Annotated in this window: 20 protein-coding genes and 1 riboswitch; of the genes, 8 read left to right on the top strand and 12 right to left on the bottom strand. The window is 60.0% G+C overall.

Translation table 11 applies throughout. The features are described from left to right. The first annotated feature begins 4 nt into the window (after positions 1-4). Both CKV89_RS06955 and CKV89_RS06950 read left to right on the top strand, forming a co-directional pair. The gene (locus CKV89_RS06955; RefSeq protein ID WP_028327830.1) at positions 5-1,015 is read left to right on the top strand and encodes an ATP-binding protein; all 1,011 of its coding nucleotides are present in this window, start codon (positions 5-7) and stop codon (positions 1,013-1,015) included. Between the two features lie 60 nt (positions 1,016-1,075). Continuing rightward, positions 1,076-1,255: riboswitch (cobalamin riboswitch) on the top strand. A gap of 136 nt (positions 1,256-1,391) precedes the next feature. Then, positions 1,392-2,441: a homocysteine S-methyltransferase family protein gene (locus tag CKV89_RS06950; RefSeq protein ID WP_028327831.1), complete on the top strand. Its 1,050-nt coding sequence runs from the start codon at positions 1,392-1,394 to the stop codon at positions 2,439-2,441. 169 nt (positions 2,442-2,610) lie between these two features. Here CKV89_RS06950 and CKV89_RS06945 read toward each other — a convergent pair whose 3' ends face one another. The 3 genes from CKV89_RS06945 to rpsO form a co-directional block, all read right to left on the bottom strand. Next, positions 2,611-4,122 (bottom strand): APC family permease, encoded by a 1,512-nt coding sequence (locus CKV89_RS06945; RefSeq protein ID WP_028327832.1) that lies wholly within the window; start codon positions 4,120-4,122, stop codon positions 2,611-2,613. 155 nt (positions 4,123-4,277) lie between these two features. Continuing rightward, positions 4,278-6,791 (bottom strand): polyribonucleotide nucleotidyltransferase, encoded by a 2,514-nt coding sequence (locus tag CKV89_RS06940; protein ID WP_028327833.1) that lies wholly within the window; start codon positions 6,789-6,791, stop codon positions 4,278-4,280. A 372-nt stretch (positions 6,792-7,163) separates the two neighbouring features. After that, complete coding sequence (gene rpsO, locus CKV89_RS06935; protein WP_028327834.1) at positions 7,164-7,433, bottom strand: 30S ribosomal protein S15; 270 nt, start codon at positions 7,431-7,433, stop codon at positions 7,164-7,166. Positions 7,434-7,641: 208 nt separating this feature from the next. Between rpsO and CKV89_RS06930 the strand changes: the two genes are divergently transcribed. After that, positions 7,642-9,990, top strand: coding sequence for a molybdopterin-dependent oxidoreductase (locus tag CKV89_RS06930; RefSeq protein WP_028327835.1), 2,349 nt, complete (start codon positions 7,642-7,644; stop codon positions 9,988-9,990). Between the two features lie 77 nt (positions 9,991-10,067). Here CKV89_RS06930 and ulaG read toward each other — a convergent pair whose 3' ends face one another. The 5 genes from ulaG to CKV89_RS06905 form a co-directional block, all read right to left on the bottom strand. Then, positions 10,068-11,123 (bottom strand): L-ascorbate 6-phosphate lactonase, encoded by a 1,056-nt coding sequence (gene ulaG / locus CKV89_RS06925; RefSeq protein WP_028327836.1) that lies wholly within the window; start codon positions 11,121-11,123, stop codon positions 10,068-10,070. A 43-nt stretch (positions 11,124-11,166) separates the two neighbouring features. Then, on the bottom strand, positions 11,167-12,531 hold the full coding sequence (locus CKV89_RS06920; protein WP_028327837.1) for an MFS transporter: 1,365 nt from the start codon (positions 12,529-12,531) through the stop codon (positions 11,167-11,169). A 64-nt stretch (positions 12,532-12,595) separates the two neighbouring features. After that, positions 12,596-13,549: a sugar kinase gene (locus tag CKV89_RS06915; RefSeq protein ID WP_028327838.1), complete on the bottom strand. Its 954-nt coding sequence runs from the start codon at positions 13,547-13,549 to the stop codon at positions 12,596-12,598. Beyond that, positions 13,546-15,132, bottom strand: a complete 1,587-nt coding sequence (locus CKV89_RS12275; RefSeq protein WP_084441381.1) for an L-ribulose-5-phosphate 3-epimerase — start codon at positions 15,130-15,132, stop codon at positions 13,546-13,548. The genes CKV89_RS06915 and CKV89_RS12275 overlap by 4 nt, the downstream gene beginning before the upstream one ends. Then, positions 15,129-15,830: a 3-dehydro-L-gulonate-6-phosphate decarboxylase gene (locus CKV89_RS06905; RefSeq protein WP_051277774.1), complete on the bottom strand. Its 702-nt coding sequence runs from the start codon at positions 15,828-15,830 to the stop codon at positions 15,129-15,131. Before CKV89_RS06905 ends, CKV89_RS12275 begins: the two co-directional genes overlap by 4 nt. Before the next feature lie 234 nt (positions 15,831-16,064). Between CKV89_RS06905 and CKV89_RS06900 the strand changes: the two genes are divergently transcribed. Further along, the gene (locus tag CKV89_RS06900) at positions 16,065-17,018 is read left to right on the top strand and encodes a sugar-binding transcriptional regulator (RefSeq protein WP_028327840.1); all 954 of its coding nucleotides are present in this window, start codon (positions 16,065-16,067) and stop codon (positions 17,016-17,018) included. Positions 17,019-17,055: 37 nt separating this feature from the next. On the opposite strand, the gene ndk is transcribed toward CKV89_RS06900, so the two are convergent. Further along, positions 17,056-17,475: a nucleoside-diphosphate kinase gene (gene ndk / locus CKV89_RS06895; protein WP_028327841.1), complete on the bottom strand. Its 420-nt coding sequence runs from the start codon at positions 17,473-17,475 to the stop codon at positions 17,056-17,058. Between the two features lie 323 nt (positions 17,476-17,798). Between ndk and CKV89_RS12080 the strand changes: the two genes are divergently transcribed. From CKV89_RS12080 to CKV89_RS06875, 4 genes are all read left to right on the top strand, one after another. Further along, entirely contained in the window at positions 17,799-18,164 is a 366-nt protein-coding gene (locus CKV89_RS12080) for a roadblock/LC7 domain-containing protein (RefSeq protein WP_028327842.1), read from the top strand. 175 nt (positions 18,165-18,339) lie between these two features. Further along, complete coding sequence (locus CKV89_RS06885; protein ID WP_028327843.1) at positions 18,340-18,915, top strand: hypothetical protein; 576 nt, start codon at positions 18,340-18,342, stop codon at positions 18,913-18,915. 41 nt (positions 18,916-18,956) lie between these two features. Further along, positions 18,957-19,532 (top strand): GTP-binding protein, encoded by a 576-nt coding sequence (locus tag CKV89_RS06880; protein ID WP_028327844.1) that lies wholly within the window; start codon positions 18,957-18,959, stop codon positions 19,530-19,532. Next, a complete protein-coding gene (locus CKV89_RS06875; RefSeq protein WP_028327845.1) occupies positions 19,529-20,023 on the top strand; it encodes a roadblock/LC7 domain-containing protein in 495 nt (164 codons plus the stop codon). Before CKV89_RS06880 ends, CKV89_RS06875 begins: the two co-directional genes overlap by 4 nt. A gap of 14 nt (positions 20,024-20,037) precedes the next feature. On the opposite strand, the gene CKV89_RS06870 is transcribed toward CKV89_RS06875, so the two are convergent. The 3 genes from CKV89_RS06870 to ileS form a co-directional block, all read right to left on the bottom strand. Continuing rightward, positions 20,038-20,451, bottom strand: coding sequence for a DUF4233 domain-containing protein (locus tag CKV89_RS06870; RefSeq protein ID WP_157728090.1), 414 nt, complete (start codon positions 20,449-20,451; stop codon positions 20,038-20,040). Continuing rightward, positions 20,444-22,015, bottom strand: a complete 1,572-nt coding sequence (locus tag CKV89_RS06865) for a bifunctional folylpolyglutamate synthase/dihydrofolate synthase (RefSeq protein ID WP_324603357.1) — start codon at positions 22,013-22,015, stop codon at positions 20,444-20,446. Before CKV89_RS06865 ends, CKV89_RS06870 begins: the two co-directional genes overlap by 8 nt. 99 nt (positions 22,016-22,114) lie before the next feature. Continuing rightward, a complete protein-coding gene (ileS, locus tag CKV89_RS06860; protein ID WP_028327847.1) occupies positions 22,115-25,387 on the bottom strand; it encodes an isoleucine--tRNA ligase in 3,273 nt (1,090 codons plus the stop codon). Positions 25,388-25,664 lie beyond the last annotated feature (277 nt).

Raw genomic sequence — 25,664 nt, 5'->3', positions numbered from 1 at the left:
CCCCATGCACCACCCCCCATATCCCTTCGCCGCCATCGTCGGACAAGACGAAATGCGCCTAGCCCTCCTCCTAGCTGTCATCTCTCCCGCACTATCAGGCGTCCTCATCCGCGGCGAAAAAGGCACCGCCAAATCCACCGCCGTACGCGCCCTCGCCGAACTACTCCCCACCCACCCCGAAGTCGACGGCTCCCCCTTCCACCTCTCCCCCGAGGAATACCACGACCTACGCGAACACCTCGAACCCGACCTAGGCGACACACCCCCCATCAAAAACGTCCGCGTACCCGTCATCGAACTACCCATCGGCGCCACCGAAGACCGCGTCACCGGCACCCTCAACCTCGAACACGCCCTCAAAGACGGCACCCGCCACCTCGACCCAGGCCTACTCGCCGCCGCCCACCGCGGCATCCTCTACGTCGACGAAGTCAACCTCCTCGACGACCACCTCGTCGACCTACTCCTGGACTCAGCCGCCATGGGTGTCAACACCGTCGAACGCGAAGGCGTGAGCCTGTCCCACCCCGCACGATTCACCCTCATCGGCACCATGAACCCCGAAGAAGGAGAACTGCGTCCACAATTCCTCGACCGCTTCGGACTATGCGTCACCATCAACGGATCAACATCCATCGCCGAACGCATCCAAATCGTCGAACGACGCCTAGCCTACGAAGACGACCCTGCAGGCTTCGTCTGCCGCTGGGAAGAAGAATCACACCGCCTCTCCCGACGCATCGCCGGCGCAATGCACCGCGTCAAAGACGTTACCGTCCCCCGCGAACACCTTTACACCGTGGCCCGAACCTGCATGGAAGCAGGTGTTGACGGACACCGCGCCGACATCATGATGCTCCGCGCAGCCAAAGCACTCGCAGCCTGGCACGGACGCGGAACCATCAACGAAAACGACCTCGACGAAGCAGCCCATCTCGTACTCCCCCACCGCATGCGCCGCCGCCCACTCGAAGCGATCGGCGAGGTCCCTACGACCACCACTAGACACTTCTAACCCCCGTCACCGCGGTACACACCTGTCCGTTATCCGGTCGGACATGAGACGAAAAACCGCGGCATGCTTAAACTCCCGGGCACGCGACGCAGAAACGGGAAGCCGGTGAAAAACCGGCACGGTCCTCGCCACTGTGATCAGGAAGCTCCGCCTCACACATGCCACTGGAGTCCCTCCGGGAAGGCTGAGGAAGAGCGCTCGACCTGAAAGTCAGGAGACCGCCTGCGCCGTCACCAATATGCCGATCCACGAGTGATGGACGGCCGCGGCGTCATCTTTAGGCATGCCCAGAAATAGGCACGCCCGCACACCGACGCCTGCGGCTTATCTGCTCTTTCTCGTGGTGAAGCTCCAAAATTGCCGAGGAGAGCAATAAATGAGTGAACAGCCCACCCTGGTCGAACGCCTCGACGCAGGCCCCGTGATCTGCGCAGAAGGATTCCTGTTCGAGCTGGAACGCCGCGGATACCTGACCGCAGGCGAATTCGTACCCGAAGTAGCCCTAGAACATCCCGACGCACTACGAGCCCTGCACGTGGACTTCCAACGCGCTGGTTCTGACATCGTCGAGGCCTTCACCTACAACGGCCACCGCGAAAAAATGCGCGTCATCGGTAAAGAGGACCTACTCGAACCGCTGAATCGCACCGCACTACAAATCGCCCGCAGCGTCGCCGACGCCGTCCCAGGCAACCTCATGGCCGGCAACATCAGCAACAGCAACATCTGGGACCCCGCAGACCCCGCATCTCAAGCCGAGGTACGGGCCATGTTCACTGAAATGGTGGGCTGGGCCGTCGACGAAGGCGCCGACCTAATCATCGGTGAAACGTTCTACTACGCAGGCGAAGCACTCACCGCCCTCGAAGTAGCAAAAAGCAGCGGCCTGCCCGTCGTGTTGACCATCGCCCCGATGGCCTCCAACGAAATGACCGACGGCGTCGACATTGTCGAAACAGCCCGTCGCCTGGAACAAGGTGGCGCAGACGTGGTGGGGCTGAACTGCTTCCGCGGACCAGAAACGATGATGCCCTGGCTGCGCGCCATCCGTAAGGCAGTGACATGCCACGTAGGGGCGCTACCTATCCCCTACCGCACCTCCCAAGAAGAACCCACCTTCTTCAACCTCTCCGATGTCTCTGCCAGCGTTCCTTCGCCGCACGGACGTGCTTTCCCCACCGCCCTCGACCCGCTCTACACCAACCGGTACGAGATCGAGGCGTTCGCTAAGGAAGCATTCGACCTCGGCGCCCACTACCTCGGCGTGTGCTGCGGCGCGAGCCCGATGCTGGTGCGTCAGGTAGCTGAAGCCGTTGGCAAGTACACCGAGGCCAGCCGTTTCTCTGAGAACATGAGCAACCACTTCATGTACGGAAACAACGACCGGCTTCCCGAGCACATCGTCGCGTTGGGCTCGCACGCCTGACCCTGTGGCGGGCTGAACGAGCCACTGCAACCGACAGCCCGCTTGCAGTGCCCCTGGCCTATTCCTGCTTTCAAGCAGGAATAGGCCAGCAGGGAACACAGATAAGCGGCGGTAACCGGTGACCTGCCGGATACCGCCGCTTATCTGCGCAGAACAGACAAATCAGCTATCAACTAGCCGTGTTGTGATCACCAACGCGGGCATGCCGGTAGCTGTACGTCGCATAAATGACCACACCGATCCCAAACCACACCAGGAACCGGATCCACGTCTCCAAAGACAGGTTGGTCATCAAGAACAGGCATGCCAGCACCGAAATAATTGGCACAACGGGCGAGAACGGAACCCGGAAAGGCCGTTTCAGGTCTGGTCGGGTTCGCCGTAGAACCGGCACCGCCACACTGACGACCACAAACGCAAACAGTGTTCCGATGGCGACCATGTCAGCCAATTCCGCCAACGGAACAAACCCGCCAAGGAGAACAACAAAAGCCGTCGTCAAAAGCGTCATCCGCGAGGGAGTGCCGTATTTGGGGTGCAACCGACCAATCCACGCTGGCAGGAGTTTGTCCCGGCCCATCGCGAACCCGATCCGCCCCATCCCTACGATGTCCACCAAAATCACCGAAGTAAGGCCACAAATCGCAGCGATAGAGATCAGGATGCCAGCCCACCCCAGTCCAACAGAGGTGAACGCTGCAGCCAAAGGAGCCCCTTCATCAATACGGTCGTAGGGAACCATCCCGGTAATCACGGCCGAGACCCCCATGTACAGGATCATGCACAGCACTAACGCGCCGATCAGTCCTCGTGGCATGTCTTTGGCGGGGTTGGTGGATTCTTCAGCCATGTTCGCGACTGATTCGAACCCGGAATAGGCGAAGAAAACCACTGCCGTTGCGGTAAGCACTCCACCGATCCCGAACGCTGCTGGCTCAAAACCGAACACCCACTGCGAAAGAGGCTGCTTCAGTCCTGATGCGGCGTCGGCGGTGCTGGGCTGCGATGGTGGAATGAATGGCTGCCAGTTCTGCGCTTTCACGAAGAAAGCTCCGAGCGCAATGATGAACACACAAATGGAAACTTTTACTGCCACAAGCAGATTGGTGACCCAAGCGCTCTCACGGACCCCTATCGTGGCGACCATCCCAAGAATGATGGCGATCACGATAGCCCCAACGTTGATGACTGACCCTTCACCGAATAATGAACTCGGCAGCCACGGGAACAGATGCAGCATGTACCCCGACCATCCTCGTGATACCACGGCAGCGCCTAGCGCGAATTCCAGGACCAGGTCCCACCCGATGATCCACGCGAAGATCTCACCGATGGTGGCGTATGTGTAGGTGTATGCCGATCCTGCGGTCGGGACAGCGGCAGCGAGCTCGGCGTAGCACAGCGCAGCCAACCCGCTCACTGCTCCGGCAATAAGAAAGGCCAAGACCACGGCTGGTCCTGCGTGGTTCTTGGCCTCGATCCCGGTGAGCGTGAAAATTCCGGTGCCGATGATCATGCCTACGCCGAAACCGATGAGGTCTTTCAACCCGAGGCGTTTGACGAATTGGCCAGTTTCACCGGCGACAGCGGACTCATCGTCCTGCTGATGGAGGATGTCTTCCACCGGTTTCAACCGGAGCATGCCGAGATGCTTTCGGTCTTCTGGGGTTGATTGAGTCATGCTCGCCAGCGTAAAGCGTGTTCTGCTGCCGCATGCGCTCTGGGGACAACGCCCGCTGTGGATTGTTTGCCCCAGATGCGCCTGTGGGGCTCTTCCCAGTGATGGGAAGAGCCCCACAGGCAGATTGCTCTGACTATATGAGCTTAGAGACTCACTCAGGCTTCTTCTGAGGAGTTACTTGCGCCCTCGGAAGCTTTAGCGGAGTCGACGAGCTCTTTGGCCTCGCGAGTGTTTGTGCCGGATTCGACGTTGTCATCGTGGTGTGTCCGGCGGCGACGGCGGGGACGCGGGGCGTCATCGTCCTCGCGACGCGGGCGGCGCCCACCGTTGTCGCCTCGTCCGCCACGGCGACGCGGACGAGAGTCGCTTTCACCTTCGGAGCTCGAGCTGGAGCTGGTTCCTTCGGAAGCTGCGGCTTCGGCTGCGGCCTGCTGCTCTTCGGTCAGCACAACGGCAAGGGACAGCTTTCCGCGCGGGTCGATTTCTTTAAGCTCGACCTGCACTTTCTGACCCACTGCGAGAACATCATCGACTACGTCAATGCGCTTGCCACCGACCAGCTTGCGCACCTCGGAGATGTGCAGGAGGCCGTCCTTGCCCGGAAGCAGGGAGATGAACGCGCCGAACGTGGTGGTCTTGACCACTGTGCCGAGGAAACGCTCGCCAACCTCTGGCATCTGCGGGTTAGCGATCGCGTTGACAGCTGCACGGGCTGCTTCGGCCGAGGGGCCGTCAGTCGCGCCAATGAAGACGGTGCCGTCATCTTCGATCGAGATGTCTGCGCCAGTGTCTTCCTGGATCTGGTTGATCATCTTGCCCTTCGGGCCGATGACTTCACCGATCTTGTCAACGGGAACCTGAACCGAGATCACGCGAGGCGCGAAGGGGCTCATCTCGTCGGGGGTGTCGATTGCCTCAAGCATGACGTCGAGGATGTGGAAGCGGGCTTCGCGGGCCTGCTTCAAAGCCCCGCCGAGCACGGAGGCGGGGATGCCGTCGAGCTTGGTGTCCAGCTGGATAGCGGTGACGAATTCGCGTGTACCGGCAACCTTGAAGTCCATGTCACCGAAAGCGTCTTCGGCACCAAGGATGTCAGTCAGGGCCGCGTACTTCATTTCGCCGTCGATTTCGGCCGAAACCAGACCCATCGCGATACCGGCAACCGGGGCGCGCAGCGGCACACCGGCGTTGAGCAGTGACAGCGTCGATGCGCAGACCGACCCCATCGAGGTCGAGCCGTTGGAGCCGAGGGCTTCAGAGACCTGACGGATTGCGTATGGGAATTCTTCACGGCTGGGCAGAACAGGCACGAGTGCACGTTCAGCCAGCATGCCGTGACCGATTTCGCGGCGCTTGGGCGAACCGACGCGCCCGGTCTCGCCGGTGGAGAACGGCGGGAAGTTGTAGTTGTGCATGTACCGCTTGCGTGTGTGCGGGCTCAACGAGTCCACTTGCTGCTCCATACGGAGCATGTTCAGGGTGGTCACGCCCATGATCTGGGTTTCACCGCGTTCGAAGATCGCCGAACCGTGAACTCGTGGAAGCACCTCAACCTCGGCCGAGAGCGCCCGGATGTCGGCCAGGCCACGACCATCGATGCGTACCTGCTCGCGCAGAATGCGCTCGCGGACCAGGTTCTTTTGAACGGCTTTGTAGGCGGCGGAAATTTCTTTTTCCCGCCCAGCGAATTCGCCTGGTTCTTCTTCAGTTCCGGCGAGCGAAGATTTGAGTTCTTCTTTCAGCTCATCGATGCCGTCTTCGCGCTCCTGCTTGCTCGCTACTGAGAGCAGCTCGCGGAGTTTTTCACCAGAAGCTGCTTCAACGGCGGCGTAGACGTCGTCCTGGTAGTCAAGGAACAGCGGGAATTCGCGGACCTCTTTGGCTGCGGTAGCGGCCAGCTCGGACTGGGCTTTACACAGCTGCGCGATGAACACCTTGGCGGCTTCGAGGCCTTCAGCAACAACCTCTTCGGTCGGTGCGGTTTTGCCTTCGTTTTTCACCAGTTGCCATGTTGCTTCGGTGGACTCAGCTTCCACCATCATGATGGCAACATCGTCGCTGCCGTCGGCGTTCTGACCAACGATGCGGCCTGCAACAACCATGTCGAAGGTGGACTTCTCGGCGTGCGAGAAGTCAGGGAATGCGACCCACTGTCCGTCGATCAAAGAAACACGAACACCACCGACCGGTCCAGAGAACGGCAGGCCGGAAATTTGCGTGGATGCCGATGCCGCGTTGATAGCCAGCACGTCGTACTGGTAGTCCGGGTGGCTAGCGAGAACGGTGATGACAACCTGAACCTCATTGCGCAGGCCCTTCACAAAGGAGGGACGCAGCGGACGGTCGATGAGGCGGCAGGTCAGGATCGCGTCGGTGCCGGGGCGGCCTTCGCGGCGGAAGAACGAACCGGGGATTTTGCCCGCAGCGTACTGGCGTTCTTCAACGTCGACGGTCAGCGGGAAGAAGTCGAACTGGTCCTTGGGCGTCTTGCCCGCGGTGGTGGTGGACAGCAGGGCGGTGCCGGTGTCCATTTCATCTTCAAAGAGGTAAGCAGTGACCGAACCTGCGGCCTGCTTGGCGAGACGTCCGGTTTCGAACCGGATGGTGCGCTTGCCGAATTTTCCGTTGTCGATGACGGTTTCAGCGAACGTGATTTCTGGACCCTCCATGTGGGCCCTCCTTTTCTTCATCTACTCACCAAATGCATCGTCGTTGTGCATCGGGTGTTCCAACTCGTGCGCGGCAGCGTCCAGGATGTGTTTGACACTGTGTCCGTGGACCCTCGGGGCCGGGCACGTTACGAGCGTTCGTGTGCTCGTTTCTCGGGGGCGCGTTGCAGCCCAGCCGAGATTTCCTTCCATGCTGTCCTGTTTTGGGACAGTTTTCACGACGTGAGGCCCGCTAGGCGGGCGTGTTGCACTTTTCTGGGTGTGTATGTGCTCTCAGAAAAGCGTGCCCGTATCTGGAGACGCCGTCCTCCGTGTCATACGGGATACGCGTCAAGGGCGGCCCCCCTGGGGAACCGCCCTTGACGCGTAGACTCAGTGACGCAGACCGAGGCGCTTGATCAGCGAACGGTAGCGCTCGATGTCGATGTCTGCGAGGTAACGCAGCATGCGCTTGCGGCGACCAACCAGAAGGAGTAGGCCACGACGGCTGTGGTGGTCGTGCTTGTGCTCACGGCTGTGCTGGGTGAGGTCATTGATGCGCTTGGTCAAGAGCGCGATCTGCACCTCAGGCGAACCGGTGTCACCCTCGTGCGTGGCGTACTCTTCCATGATCTGCTTCTTGGTTTCGGCGTCCAGCGACACTGGGCAACTCCTCGATCTGTCGTTGCGCGGTGCTCGGGGGCTTATCCACCCGGCGCTCTTTATCCGCGGCCGTTCTGACGGCAAGAGACCACCCTACCAGCGCTTCCTGCCACTGCCCTAATCACAGCGACGACACTAGCCCTAAACATCCTCTCACTTTTCGCTTCAGTGAACGTTCAAGCTCCACGTGTGGGGCACCCTGGAGTACATGAGTTCCCGCCATGTCTCCCACTGGGGTGTGTACGACGCCCACCGTTCCCCCGATGGAACTGACATCGAATCTGTTACCCCCTGGTCCGAGGACACAGCACCATCTGCTCTGCTAGGGAACGTGCCAGGCTCGGTCACGCGCCCCTCGCGCGTGCAGCGCCCCGCGGTACGCCGCCGCTGGTGGGAACACGGCCCAGGCCCCGACCGCGAGCGAGGCCGGGCTGGCTCCGATCAGGACTGGATCACTCCAGGGTGGGATGAGGTGCTTGATCGCCTCGCCGATGAGCTGCGTCGTGTCTACCGTGACCATGGTGCACAGGCAGTGTTTGGGGGCTCCTATGGCTGGGCGAGCGCAGGGCGTTTTCATCACGCGCAGAGTCAGCTTCACCGTTTTCTCAACACGCTGGGCGGGTACACGCGGGGCGTTAATACATATTCCACTGGAGCATCAGAGGTCCTTTTCCCGCACATCCTTACGGACGAGTCTGCCCTGGCGCAGTTCGCGAGCACGTGGGATGTCGTCGCTGAGCACACAGAAACGCTCATCGCTTTTGGCGGGGTGCCAGTAAAGAACACTGGAATTGATGCAGGGGGTGCAGGTGATCACCCCACTGGGCAAGCACTTGATGCTTTGCATTCGCGTGGCGCGAACCTTGTTGTTGTTTCACCGCTGCGCGATGACCTACCTGGAGCGCGCTGGGTTCCTATTTCTCCGGGAACAGACACGGCCCTCATGCTCGCGATGACCCACGTTCTGCTCGAAGAGAATCTCGCTGACAGCGAATTTCTGGAGAAGTACTGCTCGGGCGCGGACACATACGCCAACTACATCCTTGGCCGCAGCGATGGCGAACCGAAATCTGCGCGCTGGGCCGAAGAAATCACGGGGATTAAGGCTGAAGAAATTCAAGCCTTGGCACGCTTGGCCGCTCAGACGCGCACACTCGTGACGGTTTCATGGTCTTTGCAACGAGCTCGCCATGGCGAACAACCCATGTGGGCTGCGTTGGCGCTTGCAGCTCATTTGGGGCAAATCGGTCTGCCTGGTGGTGGGTTCGCAAGTGGCTATGGATCGATGAATAAGCCTGGCTGCTCTCCTACACCGCTGCGGTTCCCGGCTTTGCCTCAAGGGCAGAACCCTGTGGGTGAGTTCATCCCGGTTGCCAAGATCAGTGACCTACTCCTTCATCCAGGTGAGGAGTTCACATATGACGGTGGCACTTACACGTATCCCGATATTCGTTTGGTGTGGTGGGCCGGGGGAAATCCCTTCCATCACCATCAAGATCTAGGGCGTCTGACGAATGCTTTTACCCGCCCAGACACGATCATCGTTTCTGATCCTTACTGGACCTCTACAGCACGTCACGCAGATATCGTCCTTCCTTCCACCACTACTTTTGAGCGAGATGACATTGGTGGGGCGCGTTCAGGGGCACGGCTGACTCCGATGCGAGCGCTGGTTTCGCGGTACTGCGAGGCTCGTGATGACTACGACATTTACTCGGCTCTGGCCGAGCGGCTTGAGGTGGGTGAGGTTTTCACTGAGAACCGTGATGCGCAGGAGTGGCTGCGTCACTTGTACGGCATTTTTGAGCAGGATGTCACTCAAGGGCGTATCACGCCACCGGGTATGGAGGTACCGGAGCTGCCATCGTTTGAGGAGTTCTGGGACGGTGAGGGGATTGATCTTCCTCGGCTGGGTCCCATTGTGGCGTTTGAGGATTTTCGGACGGACCCTGTTGAGAATCCGTTGCCTACTCCGTCGGGGCGCATTGAGCTGACGAGCGAAACGATTGCTGCGCTTGAGTTGCCTGATTGCCCGGGGCATCCAACGTGGCTGGCTCCTACAGAGTATTTGGGTGCGAACTATGCCAATACGTTCCCACTGTTGTTGTTGGCTAATCAGCCTGCTGCGCGGCTGCATTCTCAGCTTGATGACGGCGCTACTTCGGTGGCTTCGAAGGTGGCGGGGCGGGAGCCGATTCGGTTGAACCCTGCGGATGCTGCGGCACGGGGTATTGATACCGGAGATGTCGTTTTGGTGAGCAATGATCGTGGTGCTTGTTTGGCGGGGGCGATCTTAAGTGATGCTGTGCGCCAGAACGTTGTGCAGTTGTCGACGGGGGCATGGTTTGACCCGTATGACCCGCAGGTGCATGGGCCAGAGGCTGGCCAGGCTGGGCTACGTGTGGGGACGTGTGTGCACGGTAATCCGAATGTGTTGACTGCTGATGTTGCTACCTCTGGTTTGTCGCAGGGGTGTACTGGTCAGCATGTTTTGGTGGAGGTTGTGCGTTGGGATGGCCCGGTTCCGGAGGTGAGTGTGCATGAGGCTCCGTGTTGATTGAGGTTTTTGGGCATGCGGATGGCCCGCGCACCGTGATGGTGTGCGGGCCATCCGCATATGTGGGTTGTGCGTGTTTAGAGGATTGAGGGGAAGGGAACGTTTTGTTCTTCGGTGAAGCAGTCTTCGAAGCCGCGGCGGTAGTGGTATTGGATTTTGTCTTTGTCGGTGGGGTAGGTGAATTTGCCGCCGACTTCCCAGAGGAATGGTTTGAACTGGTATTGCAGGACGTCTTTCTTGTAGCGCCACAGCATGAGGATTTCCATGGGGTCGGCTTTGAAGTTGGTCCATACGTCGTGGTGGAACGGGATGACCACTTTGGTGCCGAGGGCTTCGGCCATGCGCAGGATGTCCACGGAGGTCATCTTGTCTTGGTTCCCGATGGGGTTTTCGCCGTAGGAGCCTAGGGCTACGTCGATGTGGTGGTCTTTTCCGTGCTTGGCGTAGCGGATGGAGTAGTGCGAGTCGCCGCTGTGGTAGATGTTCCCGGCGGGGGTTTTGAATAGGTAGTTGACTGCTTTGTCGTCCATGGTGGGGACGATGCCTTCGAGGTCTTCGGAGGAGGTGACTAGGACGGTGCGGTCGAAGGAGTCGAGCATGACGATCTCGACGTCTTTGATTTGTACGGTGTCACCGGGTTTGACGACGGTGATGCGTTCTTCTGGAACACCCCATGAGATCCAGAGGTCGGCGCAGCCTTGTGGTCCGATGAAGGGCACGTCGGGCGAGCAGTTTTTCAGGACTGCTGCGGCGAAGAAGGGGTCGATGTGGTCTTGGTGGATGTGGGTGGCTAGGACGGCGTCGACTTGGGTTACGGCGAAGGGGTCGTAGACGATTGGCGCTGCGCGCAGGTTGGGTTGGAGTGCTCGGCCACCGGTCATGTTGCGCATTTGGTGGTAGGGCTTCATTTCGGTGACTTTTTGGGTGCGTTTGCCGTTGCCGAACCATAGGTCGGTGGCGATGTTGGTGCCGTTTTCGGTTTTGAGCCAGATGCCGGTGCATCCGATCCACCACATGCTGACGGTGCCTGGTTCGACGTGGGTGTTGTCGATTTCTTCGTTGAGCCAGGTTCCCCATTCGGGAAATGCTCCGAGGATCCATTTTTCGCGGGTGATTTCGTCGATTTTGCTCATGTCTGCTCTCCGGTTGGTTGGTGGTTGTGTGGTTGTTGGTGGGTTAGATGGAGTCGAGTGATTTGCCTTTGGTTTCGGTTGCGAAGAGGTAGGTGATGCCGCCTAGGAGTAGGAGGGCTGCGAAGAAGGTGAAGGCTGGGGCGATGGAGTCGAGGGTGACTTTGGCTCCGAACATTGCGCCGAGTAGTGCGGGGCCGAAGATTTTGGCGGTGGCTCCGATGCCGTATCCGAGGCCGAGTCCGGTGGATCGGGCTTCGTTGGGGAATTGTTCGGCTCCGAAGGCGTTGAGGATGCCGAAGGCTCCGTCGCCGAAGGTCATGGCGATGAGGATTCCGGTGAAGAAGATCCATCCGGCGTGGGCGCTGTCACCGGTGGTTGTGGAGATGGCTGCGATGAGTAGTCCGCAGGCGCCGATGAGTCCGAAGCTGAACATGGTCCATCTGCGGCCGATTTTGTCGGCGAGCCAGGCGGAGGTGAGGCGGCCAAGGAGGTCGCCGAGTGAGACGAGCATGAAGAGGTTGGCGACCATGCCGGTATCGAATGCGTAGCCAGAGCCGAGGATGGTTTGTCCCCAGGATTGGATGACGGAGGATCCGAGGATGAAGCTGAAGGATCCGAGGGTGATGATGACTAGTGGGCGTAGGTACTTGCCGAAGATGATGGAGTATGAGGCTGCTTCGGTGTGGGTGGGGGTGGGGAGTTCACCGAGTTCGTTGACGGGGATTTCTAGTGCCCAGGCGAGGGCTTTTCGAGCTTCGTCGGTGCGGCCTTGGGTTTGCAGGTAGCGGGGTGATTCGGGGACGGCTCGTAGCCAGAGGAGCAGGAAGATGGGTGCGGCTCCTAGGGCGATGAGCAGTCTCCAGTTGTCGCCGACCATTTTGGAGGCGAGGCTGCCTAGGAAGAGGCCTAGGGGGATGAATACGGAGGCGAGTCCGGATAGTAGGCCGCGTTGTTTGGCGGGGACGAATTCTTGGATGTAGGGGATGGAGACGATGTTGAGTCCTCCAACGCCGATGCCGACGAGGACGCGCAGGGCGGCCAGCATGATCCAGGCGTTGTCGGGGGTGAAGACGGATATGAAGGTGAAGAGGGTGAAGAGTAGGACGCACCAGAAGAAGCTGACTTTGCGTCCGATGCGGTCGGCGAGGTGTCCCCAGAGGATGGCGCCGATGACGGTTCCGAGGCCGGACATGGCCAGGATGATGCCGATCTCGTTGCCGTTGAGGTTCCAGTTGGGGTCTTTGAGCAGGCTGTTTACGGCGAAGCCGATGAGGAACATGTCGAAGAATTCGGAGATGTTTCCGGTGATGGCTAGGCCGATGAGGCTTTTTTGGTTGCGGGTGAGTGGGCGGGAGTCGATTTGTTGTAGCGCTGTTGGGCGCGCTGAGGGTACAGCGATGTCACTCATGACGAGTCCTAGGTGGTGGGCCGGCTGAACGGCTAGAGGGTAGGTGGGTGGTGGGGTGGGGTTTTCAGCGCAGAATGTCTGCCGTGGTGGGTATGGCGAGTTCTTCGGGGGTGACGTGGGTGAGGTCGCCGTGGTGGGTGAGGGCGAGTTTTGAGGTGCGCAGTCCCCAGATGATTCCGTCTTTGACGCTGTTGCCGAGGTAGCCGTGGAGGGTGGCGGCGACGAAGGAGTCGCCTGCTCCTGGGCGGTCGGTGATGGGTACGGTTTCGACGGCGTGGATAGATCTGCCTTCGATGCCGCTGTAGTAGACGCCGTTGATGCCGTCTGTGGAGATGACGTGGTTGATGGTGTTGTACATGGCGTGAAGTTGGGCGTTGACGGCGGGTCCGTCTCCGTCGAGGCCGAAGAGTTTGTTGGCGTCTGAGCGTGAGCAGAAGAGGATGTCGACTTTGTCGAAGAGTGGTTCGAGTACTGCTCGTGCTTGGGCTGGGGTCCACAGGAGGCTGCGGTAGTTGATGTCGAGGGCGACGCGTACGCCGCGACGGTGGGCTTGGGTGACGGCGTAGGTGACGGTGGCTGCGGTGGATGGGGTGAGTGCGGCGGTGATGCCGGTGACGAAGAGGACGTCGGTGTCTAGTAGTGCGTCCCAGTTGAAGGTGTCGGGGGTGATGTCGCGGAAGGCGGTGTGGTGGCGATCGTAGGTGACCCGGGCGGGCATGGGTGGGTCGCCTGGTTCGAGGAAGTAGAGGGCCATTCGGCCTTCTGGTACGCGGACGACGTGGGATAGGTCGACGCCTGCGCCGCGATATTCGGAGAGGAATCGGCAGGCGAGGTCGCCTCCGGGCAGGACGGTGGCGTAGGTGGTTCTGCGGGCGAGTTGGGCTAGTAGGCCGGCGACGTTGGCTTCGGAGCCTGCTGGGGTGAGTCGTAGGTCGCTGCAGGTTGCTAGGCGTTCGCCGCGGTGGACGGTGAGTCGGATTTGGGCTTCGCCGAAGGTGGTTAGTTCGTAGGTGCTCATCGGCGTAGTCCTTCACTGGCGGCGTCGGTGCCGTAACGGTTTTGGTAGCGGTCGAAGTTGGCGTTGATTTCTTCTTGGGGCAGTTCGGTGAGGGTGCCTAGGGATTCTGCGACGAGGACGGTGTGGGCGATGTCTTCGACCATGATTGCGGCTTGTAGTGCTTTGTCGATTGTTGGGCCGACGGTGAATACGCCGTGCTGTTTCATCAGGATTGCTGGTGAGGTTCCGATGGATCGGACTATTTCTTCGCCGATGGCGTTACCGCCGATGGGGGCGTAGTCCCCTAGGGGTACTTCGCCTCCGAATTCGTCGGCGATGGCGGTCAGGACGCATGGGATGGGGCGGCCTGCGGCGGCGAAGGCGGTGGCGTAGCGGGAGTGTGTGTGGATGATGGACATTACGTCGGGGCGGGCGCGGTAGACGGCTAGGTGGGATGCGGTGTCGGAGCTGGGGCCGTGTTCTCCGGCGATGATTTTGCCGTTGATGTCAACGATGACCATGTCTTCGGGGGTCATGACGTTGTAGGGCATTCCGGAGGGTTTGATGATGATGTGGCCGGTTTCGGGGTCGCGGGCGGAGAGGTTTCCGCCGGTCCAGGCGACGAGTCCGGCTTCGGGGAGGGCGAGGTTTCCGCGGCAGACTTCTTTGCGTAGTTCGGTGAGGCTGTGGGGTAGGTCGGTGGTGGGTGGAGGGGGTGGGGTGGTGATGGTGATGCCTGCGTGGGTGAGTTTGTCGTGGATGTATTGGCGTGCTGTGGCGGCTAGTTGTGCAGAGTTGTCTGCTTCGTCGTTCCACATTTCGATCATCATGCGGCCGGTCCAGTTTTGGGCGGCGAGTTCGGTGAAAGCTTCGTCCCAGTTGACGATGCCTGTGCCCATGGGGACGCGTCGGGGTTCGCCGGGGCGGACGTCTTTGGCGTGGAGGGCGAGCATGTGGCCGCGTCCGCGTCGTAGTTCGCTGGTGATGTTGAGGCCTTGTTCGGCGATGTTGCCGATGTCGGGGTAGAGCTGGAGCCAGGGTGAGTCGATTTCGTTGACGATGTGCATCGCGGTGGAGATGGAGGTGATGTCGGTGCCGTCGACGTTTTCGATGCCGAGGAGGATGCCGCGGGTTGCTGCGTGGGCTGCGCCGGTACGTAGGCATTCGACGTACCACTGGCGGTTTTGGGGGTGGGGTGTTTCGTAGTAGGCGAAGTATCCGGCGAGTTGGAGGACGGGGATGTGTAGGTCGGCGGCGAGGTCGATGCCGTCGATGAGGGCTTGGGTGGCTTGGGCGCGGGTGTGTGGGTCGCTGGATCCGGGTGCGATGCGGCGGTGGAGGGATAGGCATAGTCCGCCGAGTTTGATGCCGGCGTTGTGGGCGGCTTGGCGTACTTCGTCGCGTTGTTTTTTGTTCCAGTGCAGGCGTGCTTGGCGTTCTGGGGTTTCGTCGATGGATATGTCAACGAAGGAGAACCCTGCGGTTGCTGCTTGGGCGAAGAAGCTGGGCCAGGTGCCGGTCCATTTGAGTGCTTTTTCGTAGATGCCTAGTTCGATGGTGGCGGTGGTGGTGCGGGTGTGTTCGATGGTGGGGGTGGCGTTCATTTCCAGACCTGGCCAATTGCGTGGTTGAGTTCGGCGGCTGCTGCTGCGGGGTCGGTGGCGGTGGTGATTGAGCGTCCGGCGATGATGATGCCGACGGGGTGTCCGGCGAAGGTTGTCAGGTCGGTGGCGGTGATGCCGCCGGTGACGGTGACGGTGAATCCCATGGCGGCGAGTTGGTCGATGCGTTCGAGGTCGGTGGGTTTCCAGGAGAGGTCGCCGCTGGCTTCGCGGTCGCGGGAGCGTTTGACGATGATGTGTTGGACGCCGGCGTCGCGCCATTGGTGGGCGCGGTCGGGGTCGAACCATTCGTCGGCGAGTTCGACTTGGACTTCTCCGTTGAATTCTGCGGCGACGGCGCAGACTTGGCGGACGGTTGTCATGGATGCTCCGGCGACGACGGAGACGAGGTTGGCTCCGGCTTCGAAGGCCATGCGGGAGAGGATGGAGCCGGCTTCTGCGATGCGAATGTCGGCGAGGATTGCGGTGTTGGGGAAGAGGGCTCGGATTTCTCGGACGGCGCGTAGTCCTTCAGCCAGGATGAGGACGGTTCCGCATTCGATGATGTCGATGTGGGCGATGACGCGCGGCAGGGGTGCGAGGGCACTGGGGAGGTCGCGGACGTCGAGTGCGACTTGCAGTCGGGGCCTGGGGTGGGGGCTGCAGTCGTGCGACGTGTCTTCAGCGCGGGTCTGACTCATGTCGTCTCCTTCGTCGAGGCTGCCGTCGTCGTCGGCGGCGGCCCTGCTCCCGGCGTCGTTACCGGGATGCGGAGAACGTAGATCTCTGAGGTGGACCACGGCGAGCGACCACATGCACAGGTGTGCACGACTACGTCACATTCAGGGTGTATGTATGTTTTGACCTGTGTTTTTTTGAACGCGTTAGCTTTACCTAACGCTCCACATTTGCACACAGGTGCGCAAAATAGGTGGGTGGAGTCCATCGCTGAACACCGTGAGCACATCCAGCTGTTGTTGTCTGTTTCGCGTTGGTATTACGAGGATCAGCTGAGTCAGAGCACAATTGCCGCGCGGATTGGGTATTCACGTTCGTCGGTCTCAAGGTTGTTGACGCAGGCGCGGCAGCGGGGAATTGTCCGTTTCGATATATCGCACCCGGTTGAGCGGCATATGGCGTTGGAGTCTGCGCTGGTGGAGCGGTTTGGGTTGCGTTCGGCGCGAGTGACGGACAGTGCTGCTGAGGCTGATCCGGGTCCGGCTCGGGCGGGTGCGGAGGTGCTGGTGGAGGCCGTGCAGCGGGCAACGGTGTTGGCGGTGTCTGCGGGGACGACGGTCAGTGAGGTGGCCTATGAGTTGCCGACGATGTCGCTGCGGGATTTGCATGTGGTGCAGATGATTGGGGCACTAAGTCGGGCGAATCCGCTTGTTGATTCTCCTGATGTGACGCGGCGGATAGCGGAGCGTTTGGGTGGGGATTATCGGCAGATGCCGGCTCCGCTCATTGTGGGTACGCCGCGTTTGGCGCGGGAGTTGAAGAAAGAGGAGTCTGTGGCGAACGCTTTGGCGTTGGCTTCGCATGCGGATGTGGCGTTGGTGGGGATTGGGGCCATGGATGAGACCGGTTCGTCGGGGCCGATTTTTAATGGGTGGATTTCGCATGCGGAGTCGCGGCGTCTTTTAGCGATGGGGGCGGTGGGGCATGTTTCGGGGCATCACTTTGATGCCCAGGGGCATCCGGTGGTGACTGATCTGTATGAGCGGGTGTTGTCTGTTCCGTTGGGGCGGTTGCGTTCTGTTCGTACGGTTATTGGTGTGGCCGCTGGTGAGGGGAAGACTGCCGCGATCCGTGGTGCCCTGTTGGGGGGCTATATCAATGTTTTTGTGACTGATGCTGCTACTGCGCATCGGGTGTTGAGGCAGGGGTGAGTGAGGCTGCGGTGCTGCGGTCCCTTACGGGTGGCTGTCAGAGTTCGGGGAACCAGATACTGATTTCTCGTTCTGCGGAGGCGGGGCTGTCTGATCCGTGAACGATGTTCTGTTGCACTGGCGTACCCCAGTCTCTGGCGAGGTCTCCGCGGATGGTTCCTGCTGCTGCCACGGTGGGGTCAGTGGCTCCGGCGAGGGTGCGGAATCCTTCGATGCACCGTTCCCCTTCGATCACTGCTGCAACCAGTGGTCCGGAGGACATGAATTCCACGAGGGGGTCGAAGAATGCTTTCCCCATGTGCTCAGCGTAGTGCCGGGTGAGTAATTCGCGGCCTGGTGCGGCTACTTTCAACGCAATGATGCGGTATCCCTTGGCTTCAATTCGTCGCAATATCTCACCCGTGAGTCCACGCGCATAGCCATCGGGCTTCACAAGAACGAGAGAACGTTGAGTCATAGCTGAACAATATCGGCCCTGTTTACATTCATCATGGAATAGCTATATGTGGTCAAAAACCCTCGTTATAGCCTGTTCGCCCTTGACGTATGCAACACATACATACGGCTCCGGAAAGGGTCATTACCTGCAGGCACAACGCAATTGGTAGCACTACCGGACGAGCGTTCCGGACGAGTGTGTTGTTGTGGGCCCCACACCCTGCATACGCTGATCAAACCGTACGTGACCAGTGCCTTAGTCAATACCGGCGATGCAAAGAACCGCGCGTACGGCATAAGGTCAACATCATCGGAATCCATTCTTTTCCAACAGGAGCCACAGTGAGCCGTCAAGAAGAACTCTCCCTGATCATCGCCAATGTCCGGGCTTCGATCCCCGAACTGCAGAGCGTCATGGTCGCTTCGGTCGACGGCCTTGCCATCGCCCACGACCTTCCCGAGAACGAGGCTGAGCGCATGGCTGCCATGGCCGCCACCGCCCTGGGTCTTGGTGAGCGTATTTCGGAGCGCTCCACTCTTGGTGAGCTCGCTGAGGGTGTTATCCGCGGCCGCAACGGGTACATCATCGTTTACCCCGCCGGCGAGAACGCCGTGCTGGCCCTTGCTGGCCCTTCAGACAGCAACCTTGGTCTCATGCGTATCGAAGCTCGTGCAGCCAGCGCTAAGATCGGTGCTCTACTCGACTGATCAGCGACCTTTCGTGATGTTCAGTCGAGGGCTCGCGTCGGCGGAGCACGGCCCTACCTGGATATCTCGATGTGCTTCAGTGTGGGTACCTTTGACACACTCGAAGAATGCCCGTAAACGGGCGACTCGCCCCACCGGCCGAGCGGCACGTCCGTGAGCATTCAAGGAGACCCCAATGAGCGACTGGGTGATCGTGTTCCTGCAATCCCTGGGCTGGATGTTTCCAGCAGCTCTAATTGGACTCTTTGTTGGGTTTTGGGCGGAGCGTTCAAGAGCTCTCGGCCGGGTTAACCCCTCCCCCGCAACCGATGAGAGCCTCGACGGTGTCGACCTCGCTTCGGAAGCCTCGACTGCCCCCCCAGGAGCCGAGCCTTCCGAGGAGAAGGTTATCGAGCCGGTAATCCCCGACCGGCACGACGAAGACACCGCTATTGCACTCGCTGCGGCGAATGCACGAATCGAAGCTCTCACTGAGGAACTCAACGCCCGCTCCAGTAAGGACGCCGTCGAGTACGGCCGTCTGGAAGCAGCAGCGTTGCGTTCCCTCGACGAGATCATCGAGGCAGATCAGGCTCGCATTAAGCAGCTGACTACGTCTCTTGAGGAAATCAAAAAGAAGTCACGTACCCAGGAGCGCAAATTGCAGGTTGGCGAACAACGTATCGGCAGCTTGAAAAATGCGATTGCTGAGCGGGACTCGCGAATCCTTGAGCTCGATGCGGAACTCGTCAAGCTTCGTCGCGAAAAGTAGCGGCGAACTCCCCCCGCACACCTTCCACCAAGGAGACCCTTGTGGTGAAGAAAGCCGTCATCGGACACACCACTCGCCGTGAGGTGACATTCGTCGGCCCCTATGGAGTTGGCAAATCCACCGCCGTGCGTTCCCTCAGTGATATCCCCGTTGTCAACACCGAAGTAATGAGCACGATGGCCCGCCCCGGCGGCCGCGCAGCTCGCCGGATGACTACAGTCGGCCTCGATTACGGCGAGTGGGGCAGTAACTATGGCGCCGTTGCTGTCGTTGGTACTCCCGGGCAAGCACGTTTTCAGTCCACCCGTGACCACGCTCGCGGACGAGCTTCAGCCGTCGTTCTGTGGATGTACGGCCAAAACGAATACGCTCTCGAGGAAACAGCAGAATGGATCAAGGTTCTCGGTAACGAGCAGACCTGGTCTCGCCTCACCGTGGCTGTCACACGCCTAGATGAGGGAGAGAACCACCCGGCGCTGGAAGACTACCGACCTGTGCTTGATTCATTCAGTCCCGATATCCGCCTTCTTGCGGGAGATCCACGTGATCGCGACTCGGTGATCCGTGTGGTCGAAACCGCGCTGGCCTCGACTAAGAAGAAGAAAGCTCGATCATGACCAGCCTGATGCACACGGGTAACGTACCCGCGGCCGAGACCTCCGAATGGGATATGGAGACCGACACCGAAACGGTGTCCAAGCTTGAAGAAATCGGCACCGCAACACTGCCGATTCTCGAAAGCTTGGCAGAGCGGCTCCCCACTTTGGAAGGCGCAATGCTTTGCACGGCCGATGGATACAACCTGTGCGCGCTCGGACTGGAGTCTTACCAAGTTGGTCGTCTCGCAGCGATGACGAGCACCATGTTTTCCGTGAGTAACGGCGCTATCGATGCCATCACCAGTGATGACAAAGAAGCAAGCCCGCTGGAGCAAGTAACGCTCAAGAGCGGGGACAGCCAGTACATGATCTACCCCATCCAGCATGATCAGCTGGGGTACCTGCTCATGAGCATGTGGGCGCAGGAGATCACGCTGGGTGAGTTCCTCATGGAGGCAAAGATCAGTGCACGCGAGCTCACGCGCCTCGTGCAGATAGAGGATCTCTGAGGCGCGTGAACTGGCTACGCCTGCAGTGAGGCGTTGTTTTTGATCCATTCGTCTGTGAGGGCGTCCATCTGGGCGCCCTTGCGGACGGCTACCAGCCACAGCCCTGTGAATATCGCCCCGACAAGAACCATCATGGGCACCACAAAGGCATAAGCGAACGTGGCTACCTGAACCGCCCAACCGACTAGTTCACCTCGGCGGAATCGCACAGCAATCGCAGCAACTACGCACGCTGCGCTGATTGCTAGACCAATCCAGAGAACCACATCAGCGTTCTGAGGCATCGAGGCGACGGTGAGGGCTCGGCCCACCACTGCCGCGAATCCCATCACGAGCATCTGAGACCACAGCACCATGCTGCACAGCCGTCGCGTCACTCGACGCGACGGCTGTGGCATATCTGCCGACTGAGTGTCGTTCTCAGGCATCTGTGGCCCCAAGCAGCAAACGAACTTCACCAGCGGTGAATACCGAACCGGTCGCAACAACTCCAGCACCCATGCCAGCAGCATCAGCCAACTCAACTGCCGTGTCGAGAGCAGTTGGCAGGTGCGGCTCGATACGCACTCTGTTCTCACCGAAGATCTCCACTGCGAGCGCACCGAGCTCTTCGGCGCTGCGGCGGCGTGGTGAGGTGGTTTGGGAGATGACGATCTCATCGAAGATGGGCTGGAGCTGTTCAAGCATGGCTTCAGCGTCTTTGTCTGCCAGTACCGCGAGCAGGCCAACCGTGTGGGTGAACATGAAGGAGTCCTCCAGCGTGGCGACCAGTGATGCTACGGCTGCTGGGTTGTGGGCTCCGTCTACCAGGACTGCTGGTGAACGACGTACCAGTTCTGCCCTGCCTGGGGAGGTGACGTCAGCGAATGCTGCTTGCACAACTTCAAGTGCTAGTTGTTCCTGACCACCACCGATGAAAGCTTCTACTGCTGCTAGGGCGATGGCTGCGTTGTGCGCCTGGTGCATTCCGAACAGGGGGATGAAGATATCTGGGTAGATCCCAGCCAGTCCCCGCAAGGTGACCATTTGCCCACCGACAGCAACTTCGCGGGCAACAACGCCGATGTTTTCTTCCATGAAGATGATGGGAGCGTCTACGGCGTTAGCGGCTTCGGTCAGTATTTCTTTGACCGCTGGGTCTTGTTCAGCCGAGATGACGATGGAGCCAGCTTTGATAATGCCGGCTTTCTCGCGTGCAATTTCGACGATGTCGCTGCCGAGGTAGCGTTCGTGATCCATCGAGATCGGGCCGAAAACAGCGACGGTGGCGTTAATAACGTTGGTCGCGTCCCAGGTGCCGCCCATGCCGACCTCGATGACACCTGCCTCGACGGGGGCGTCAGCGAATGCGGCGTAGGCCATCGCTACGAGCACCTCGAAGAACGACAGGCGTGGACCGCCTTGTTCTTGGCTTGCCGCGTCAGCCATTTCAACAAACGGCACGATGTCTTCGTAGGCGTCGAGGAACCGTTGGGTGCTGATGGGTTCGCCGGAGAGAACGATGCGTTCGCGGATGTCGTGTAGGTGTGGTGAGGTGAAACGGCCGGTGCGTAGCCCTAGTTCACGCAGCAACCGTTCGATCATGCGTGCTGTGGTGGTTTTGCCGTTCGTGCCGGTGATGTGAATGGTCGGCATCGCCTGTTGGGGGTCACCGAGCAGGTTCATGACGTGGCGGATTCGATCCAGAGTTGGCTCGATGATGTGCTCGGGGTTGCGCGCGATGATGTTTTTATCGACTTCACGCGCTCGTTCTTTGACAGCGGGGTCTTCTGGTGCCGGGCGGCGGGCACGAGATCCGGTGCGCTCTCCCATTGCGTTAGATGTGGGAGCTTCGCTGGGTGTGATGGTTTTTGTGAGTGCGCCTAGTTCGAGGGCTTCGCTGCTGGTTTCATCACCGAAGTCATCGAGGTAGGCGGGGTCTAGTGGGGTGCCAGCGTCGGAGGCTTTGGTGGGGTCATTGCTGGGTTCGATGTCGTCGCTGCGTCGGGTCACGGTGCCCTTTCTCGGTGTTCAGGTGATGGTTGTTAGGCGGGCCGCAGCGCGGTGGAGCTCATGAGCTCCACCGCGCTGCCAGTTCGTGGCTACCCGTTTTTACAGTTTTTTGAGAAGAAGGCGGATTGGTTGCCCGTCGCCCACTGTGGTGGTGACGGAGCCTTCTTCGGGAAGCGCTTCGAGCGTGGGCGCAGAGCCGAACTGGGTTGCCAGTGTCTCTGAGGTGATGAGATCACCGAAGCTCTTGACTGCTTCCCACACGTCGCCTTCACCGGTGATGGTGAGGCTGATGCGGTCAGTGACGTCAAACCCAGCGTCTTTACGTGCCTGCTGGACTACGCGAATGATGTCACGAGCGACACCTTCGGCGGCCAGTTCTGCGGTGATGGTGGTGTCGAGCACAACGAATCCACCGCTGGAAAGCATCGCTGAGGCGCTGGCGCTGCCTTCGGTCTGCGCAACAACGGTCTCGAGAGTGTATTCGGATTCTTCGAGTGCGATACCTGCGCAGACCACTGTGTTGTCTTCGACTGTCCAGTCTCCGGTCTTGGAGCCCTTGATCACGACTTGTACCTGTTTACCCAAACGGGGACCGGCAGCGCGGGCATTCACGGTAAGCCGCTGGGTGATTCCGAAGTCGGCTGCCGAAGCCTGGTCTGTGGCCAGCAAGGTGACCTTCTTGACGTTAACTTCGTCGCTGATGAGTGCGGTGAATTGCTCTAGGGCTGCGGGGTCCTCGGTAACGACGGTGAGTTCGGCTAGTGGGAGCCGGTTACGCAGTCCTTTGGATTTGCGCAGGCTAGAGGTGGTAGAGCAGACCTCACGGGCGCGATCCATAGCTTCCACGAGAGCTGGGTTGGCGGGCAGGTCGTCGCTGTTGGGCCAATCTGCCAGGTGCACGGAGCGTTCACCGGTCAGGCCACGCCAGATCTCTTCGCTTGCCATTGGTAGCAGCGGAGCGGTCAGGCGTGTGAGCACTTCGAGCGTGGTGTACAGGGTGTCGAAGGCGTCGCGAGCCACGGTGGCGTCGGCTCCGCTGGTGTCCCAGAAACGGTCCCGGCTGCGGCGGACGTACCAGTTAGTCAGCACGTCACAGAACACGCGGACGGACTCGCAGGCGGCAGCGATGTCGTAAACCTCTAGTGCTGCGGTGACGTCAGTGACGAGGTCGTGCAGTTTAGCGAGCAGGTACTTGTCGAGTACGTCGGTGGAGTCGGTGCGCCAGGTAGCTTCATAGCCTTGGGTGCCGTCATCGCGGGTGACGGCGTTGGCGTACAGGCTGAAGAAGTACCAGACGTTCCATAGTGGCAGCAGCCCGGCGCGGACACCTTCGCGGATGCCTTGTTCGGTGACGATGAGGTTTCCCCCGCGCAGGATTGGGCTGGACATGAGGAACCAGCGCATCGCGTCGGCGCCGTCACGAGCGAACACTTCGTTGACATCGGGGTAGTTTCGCAGCGACTTGCTCATCTTTTGGCCGTCGTTACCCAAAACGATGCCGTGGCTGAGCACGCTGGTGAAGGCGGGACGGTCAAACAGGGCGGTGGCCAGGATGTGCATGGTGTAGAACCAGCCGCGGGTTTGCCCGATGTATTCGACGATGAAGTCCCCCGGGTAGTGGTTTTCGAACCAGTCGGCGTTTTCGAATGGGTAGTGCACCTGGGCGTAGGGCATGGAGCCGGAGTCGAACCAGCAGTCAAGAACTTCCGATACGCGGCGCATGGTGGCCTGCCCGGTGGGGTCATCCGGGTTGGGGCGGGTGAGTTCGTCGATGAAGGGGCGGTGTAGGTCGACTTCACCGTCAGCGTTGCGAGGTAGACAGCCGAAGTCTTTTTCGATCTCTTCGAGGCTGCCGTAGACATCGGTGCGTGGATATTCGGGGTCATCACTGACCCATACCGGGATTGGGCTGCCCCAGTAGCGGTTACGTGAGATGGACCAGTCGCGTGCGCCTTCAAGCCATTTACCGAACTGGCCGTGTTTGACGTGTTCAGGTACCCAGGTGATGTCTTCGTTGGTTTCGACCATGCGGTCGCGGATTTTCGTTACCTCAACGAACCAGCTACCAACGGCCTTGTAGATGAGGGGCTTACGGCATCGCCAGCAATGCGGGTAGGAGTGCACGTAGCTTTCTTCGCGCACCAGCTGCCCGTTTTCTTTGAGCTTGTTGATGATGGGGCGGTTTGCTTCGAATACCTGCAGGCCCTGGAAGTCAGGCACGACGGAGGTGAATTCGGCTCGGTCGTCGACTGAAAGGATGGTGGGGATGCCATGAGCGGCTGTGTCTGCCTGGTCAACTTCACCGTAGGCGCTGGCCATGTGCACGACACCGGTACCGTCCTCGGTGGTGACGAAGTCAGAGTGGATCACCTGGAAGGCGTTGTGCGTGCCCCAGCGCTCCACGTCAGTGAAGTAGTCAAAGATCGGGGTGTATCGCTGACCGACCAGGGTTGACCCGAGGAAGGTCTCTTCAACCAAGTCGTCAACGTTTTTCGGGTCACCGTCAGGGCCGACGAACTCTTTGGCATAGTGCCCCAGACGCGCCTGGGCGACGATGTAGCGTTCACCGTCGGCGGCGCGCACGGCAACGTATTCGACGTCATTACCGACGGCCATGGCCAAGTTAGTGGGCAGGGTCCACGGGGTGGTGGTCCAGGCGACGAGGCGATCACCGTTGGGTAGCGCAACCCAGACGGCAACGGAAGGGTCCTGCCGCTGCTGGTAAACCTCGTCATCCATGCGTAGCTCGTGGTTAGACAGAGGGGTTTCGTCGTTCCAGCAGTACGGGAGGACTTTGTGTCCCTTGTAGACCAGGCCTTTGTCGTAGAGAGACTTAAACGCCCAGATCACCGATTCCATGTACTGGGGGTTAAGTGTTTTGTAGTCGTTATCGAAATCAACCCAGCGGGCTTGGCGGGTGACGTAGTTACGCCACTCGTCGGTGTATCGAAGCACCGAGCTGCGGCATTCGGCGTTGAAAGCACCGATGCCCATCTCTTCGATTTCTTTTTTCGTTGAAATCCCAAGGAGACGTTGGGCTTCAAGTTCGGCAGGCAGGCCGTGTGTGTCCCATCCGAAGCGGCGCTCCACGTGCTTGCCGCGCATCGTTTGGTAACGCGGGATGACGTCTTTGACGTATCCGGTCAACAGGTGCCCGTAGTGGGGCAGACCATTAGCAAAGGGTGGCCCATCGTAGAAAACGAACTCGTTCTCGCCGTCGTCCCCGGCAGGGCGAGCTTGAACAGAGGCCCGGAAGGTGTCGTCTTCTTTCCAGTAGGCCAGGACGCGTTCTTCAAGGGCGGGGAAATCCGGGGCGGAAGGAACGCCGAGTGCTTCACCGGCGTGGGAAGTGTGTGCTTTGGGGTAGATCATGCTGGTCGCCTTCGATGTTGAGAGTTGGTGGGCGTCCAGACCTCTGCCTCCCTAGCGGTGAGCGTGGGACGGCGAAGACTCGCCCGACGAGGACGGCTCACCGGTTCCGACCGGTCAACCGCGGTACCACCTCGCTTGCTCACCGTCACCGGGCACATGCACCGGGGCGGGAACCTCTCTGCTGGGCTGTGACGGGCCCACCCGTTCGGTTCTACTAGGCCACGCATCACCGGATGCGTGGCTGTTCTTCCGAAGGCTCACCGGTGATGGCCGGGTC

Source organism: Dermatophilus congolensis (assembly GCF_900187045.1).
In the GTDB taxonomy this organism is placed as follows: Bacteria; Actinomycetota; Actinomycetes; order Actinomycetales; family Dermatophilaceae; genus Dermatophilus; species Dermatophilus congolensis.
Note: the sequence above shows the minus strand (reverse complement) of the source record. Positions and strands in the feature narration are given on the sequence as shown.

Excerpts from the sequence above, each read along its gene's own strand:
- CKV89_RS06955 (WP_028327830.1), top strand. The coding sequence starts at position 5 with ATGCACCACCCCCCATATCCCTTCGCCGCCATCGTCGGACAAGACGAA.
- CKV89_RS06950 (WP_028327831.1), top strand. The coding sequence starts at position 1,392 with ATGAGTGAACAGCCCACCCTGGTCGAACGCCTCGACGCAGGCCCCGTG.
- CKV89_RS06945 (WP_028327832.1), bottom strand. The coding sequence starts at position 4,122 with ATGACTCAATCAACCCCAGAAGACCGAAAGCATCTCGGCATGCTCCGG.
- CKV89_RS06940 (WP_028327833.1), bottom strand. The coding sequence starts at position 6,791 with ATGGAGGGTCCAGAAATCACGTTCGCTGAAACCGTCATCGACAACGGA.
- CKV89_RS06930 (WP_028327835.1), top strand. The coding sequence starts at position 7,642 with ATGAGTTCCCGCCATGTCTCCCACTGGGGTGTGTACGACGCCCACCGT.
- ulaG (WP_028327836.1), bottom strand. The coding sequence starts at position 11,123 with ATGAGCAAAATCGACGAAATCACCCGCGAAAAATGGATCCTCGGAGCA.
- CKV89_RS06920 (WP_028327837.1), bottom strand. The coding sequence starts at position 12,531 with ATGAGTGACATCGCTGTACCCTCAGCGCGCCCAACAGCGCTACAACAA.
- CKV89_RS06915 (WP_028327838.1), bottom strand. The coding sequence starts at position 13,549 with ATGAGCACCTACGAACTAACCACCTTCGGCGAAGCCCAAATCCGACTC.
- CKV89_RS12275 (WP_084441381.1), bottom strand. The coding sequence starts at position 15,132 with ATGAACGCCACCCCCACCATCGAACACACCCGCACCACCACCGCCACC.
- CKV89_RS06905 (WP_051277774.1), bottom strand. The coding sequence starts at position 15,830 with ATGAGTCAGACCCGCGCTGAAGACACGTCGCACGACTGCAGCCCCCAC.
- ndk (WP_028327841.1), bottom strand. The coding sequence starts at position 17,475 with ATGACTCAACGTTCTCTCGTTCTTGTGAAGCCCGATGGCTATGCGCGT.
- CKV89_RS06885 (WP_028327843.1), top strand. The coding sequence starts at position 18,340 with ATGAGCGACTGGGTGATCGTGTTCCTGCAATCCCTGGGCTGGATGTTT.
- CKV89_RS06875 (WP_028327845.1), top strand. The coding sequence starts at position 19,529 with ATGACCAGCCTGATGCACACGGGTAACGTACCCGCGGCCGAGACCTCC.
- CKV89_RS06870 (WP_157728090.1), bottom strand. The coding sequence starts at position 20,451 with ATGCCTGAGAACGACACTCAGTCGGCAGATATGCCACAGCCGTCGCGT.
- ileS (WP_028327847.1), bottom strand. The coding sequence starts at position 25,387 with ATGATCTACCCCAAAGCACACACTTCCCACGCCGGTGAAGCACTCGGC.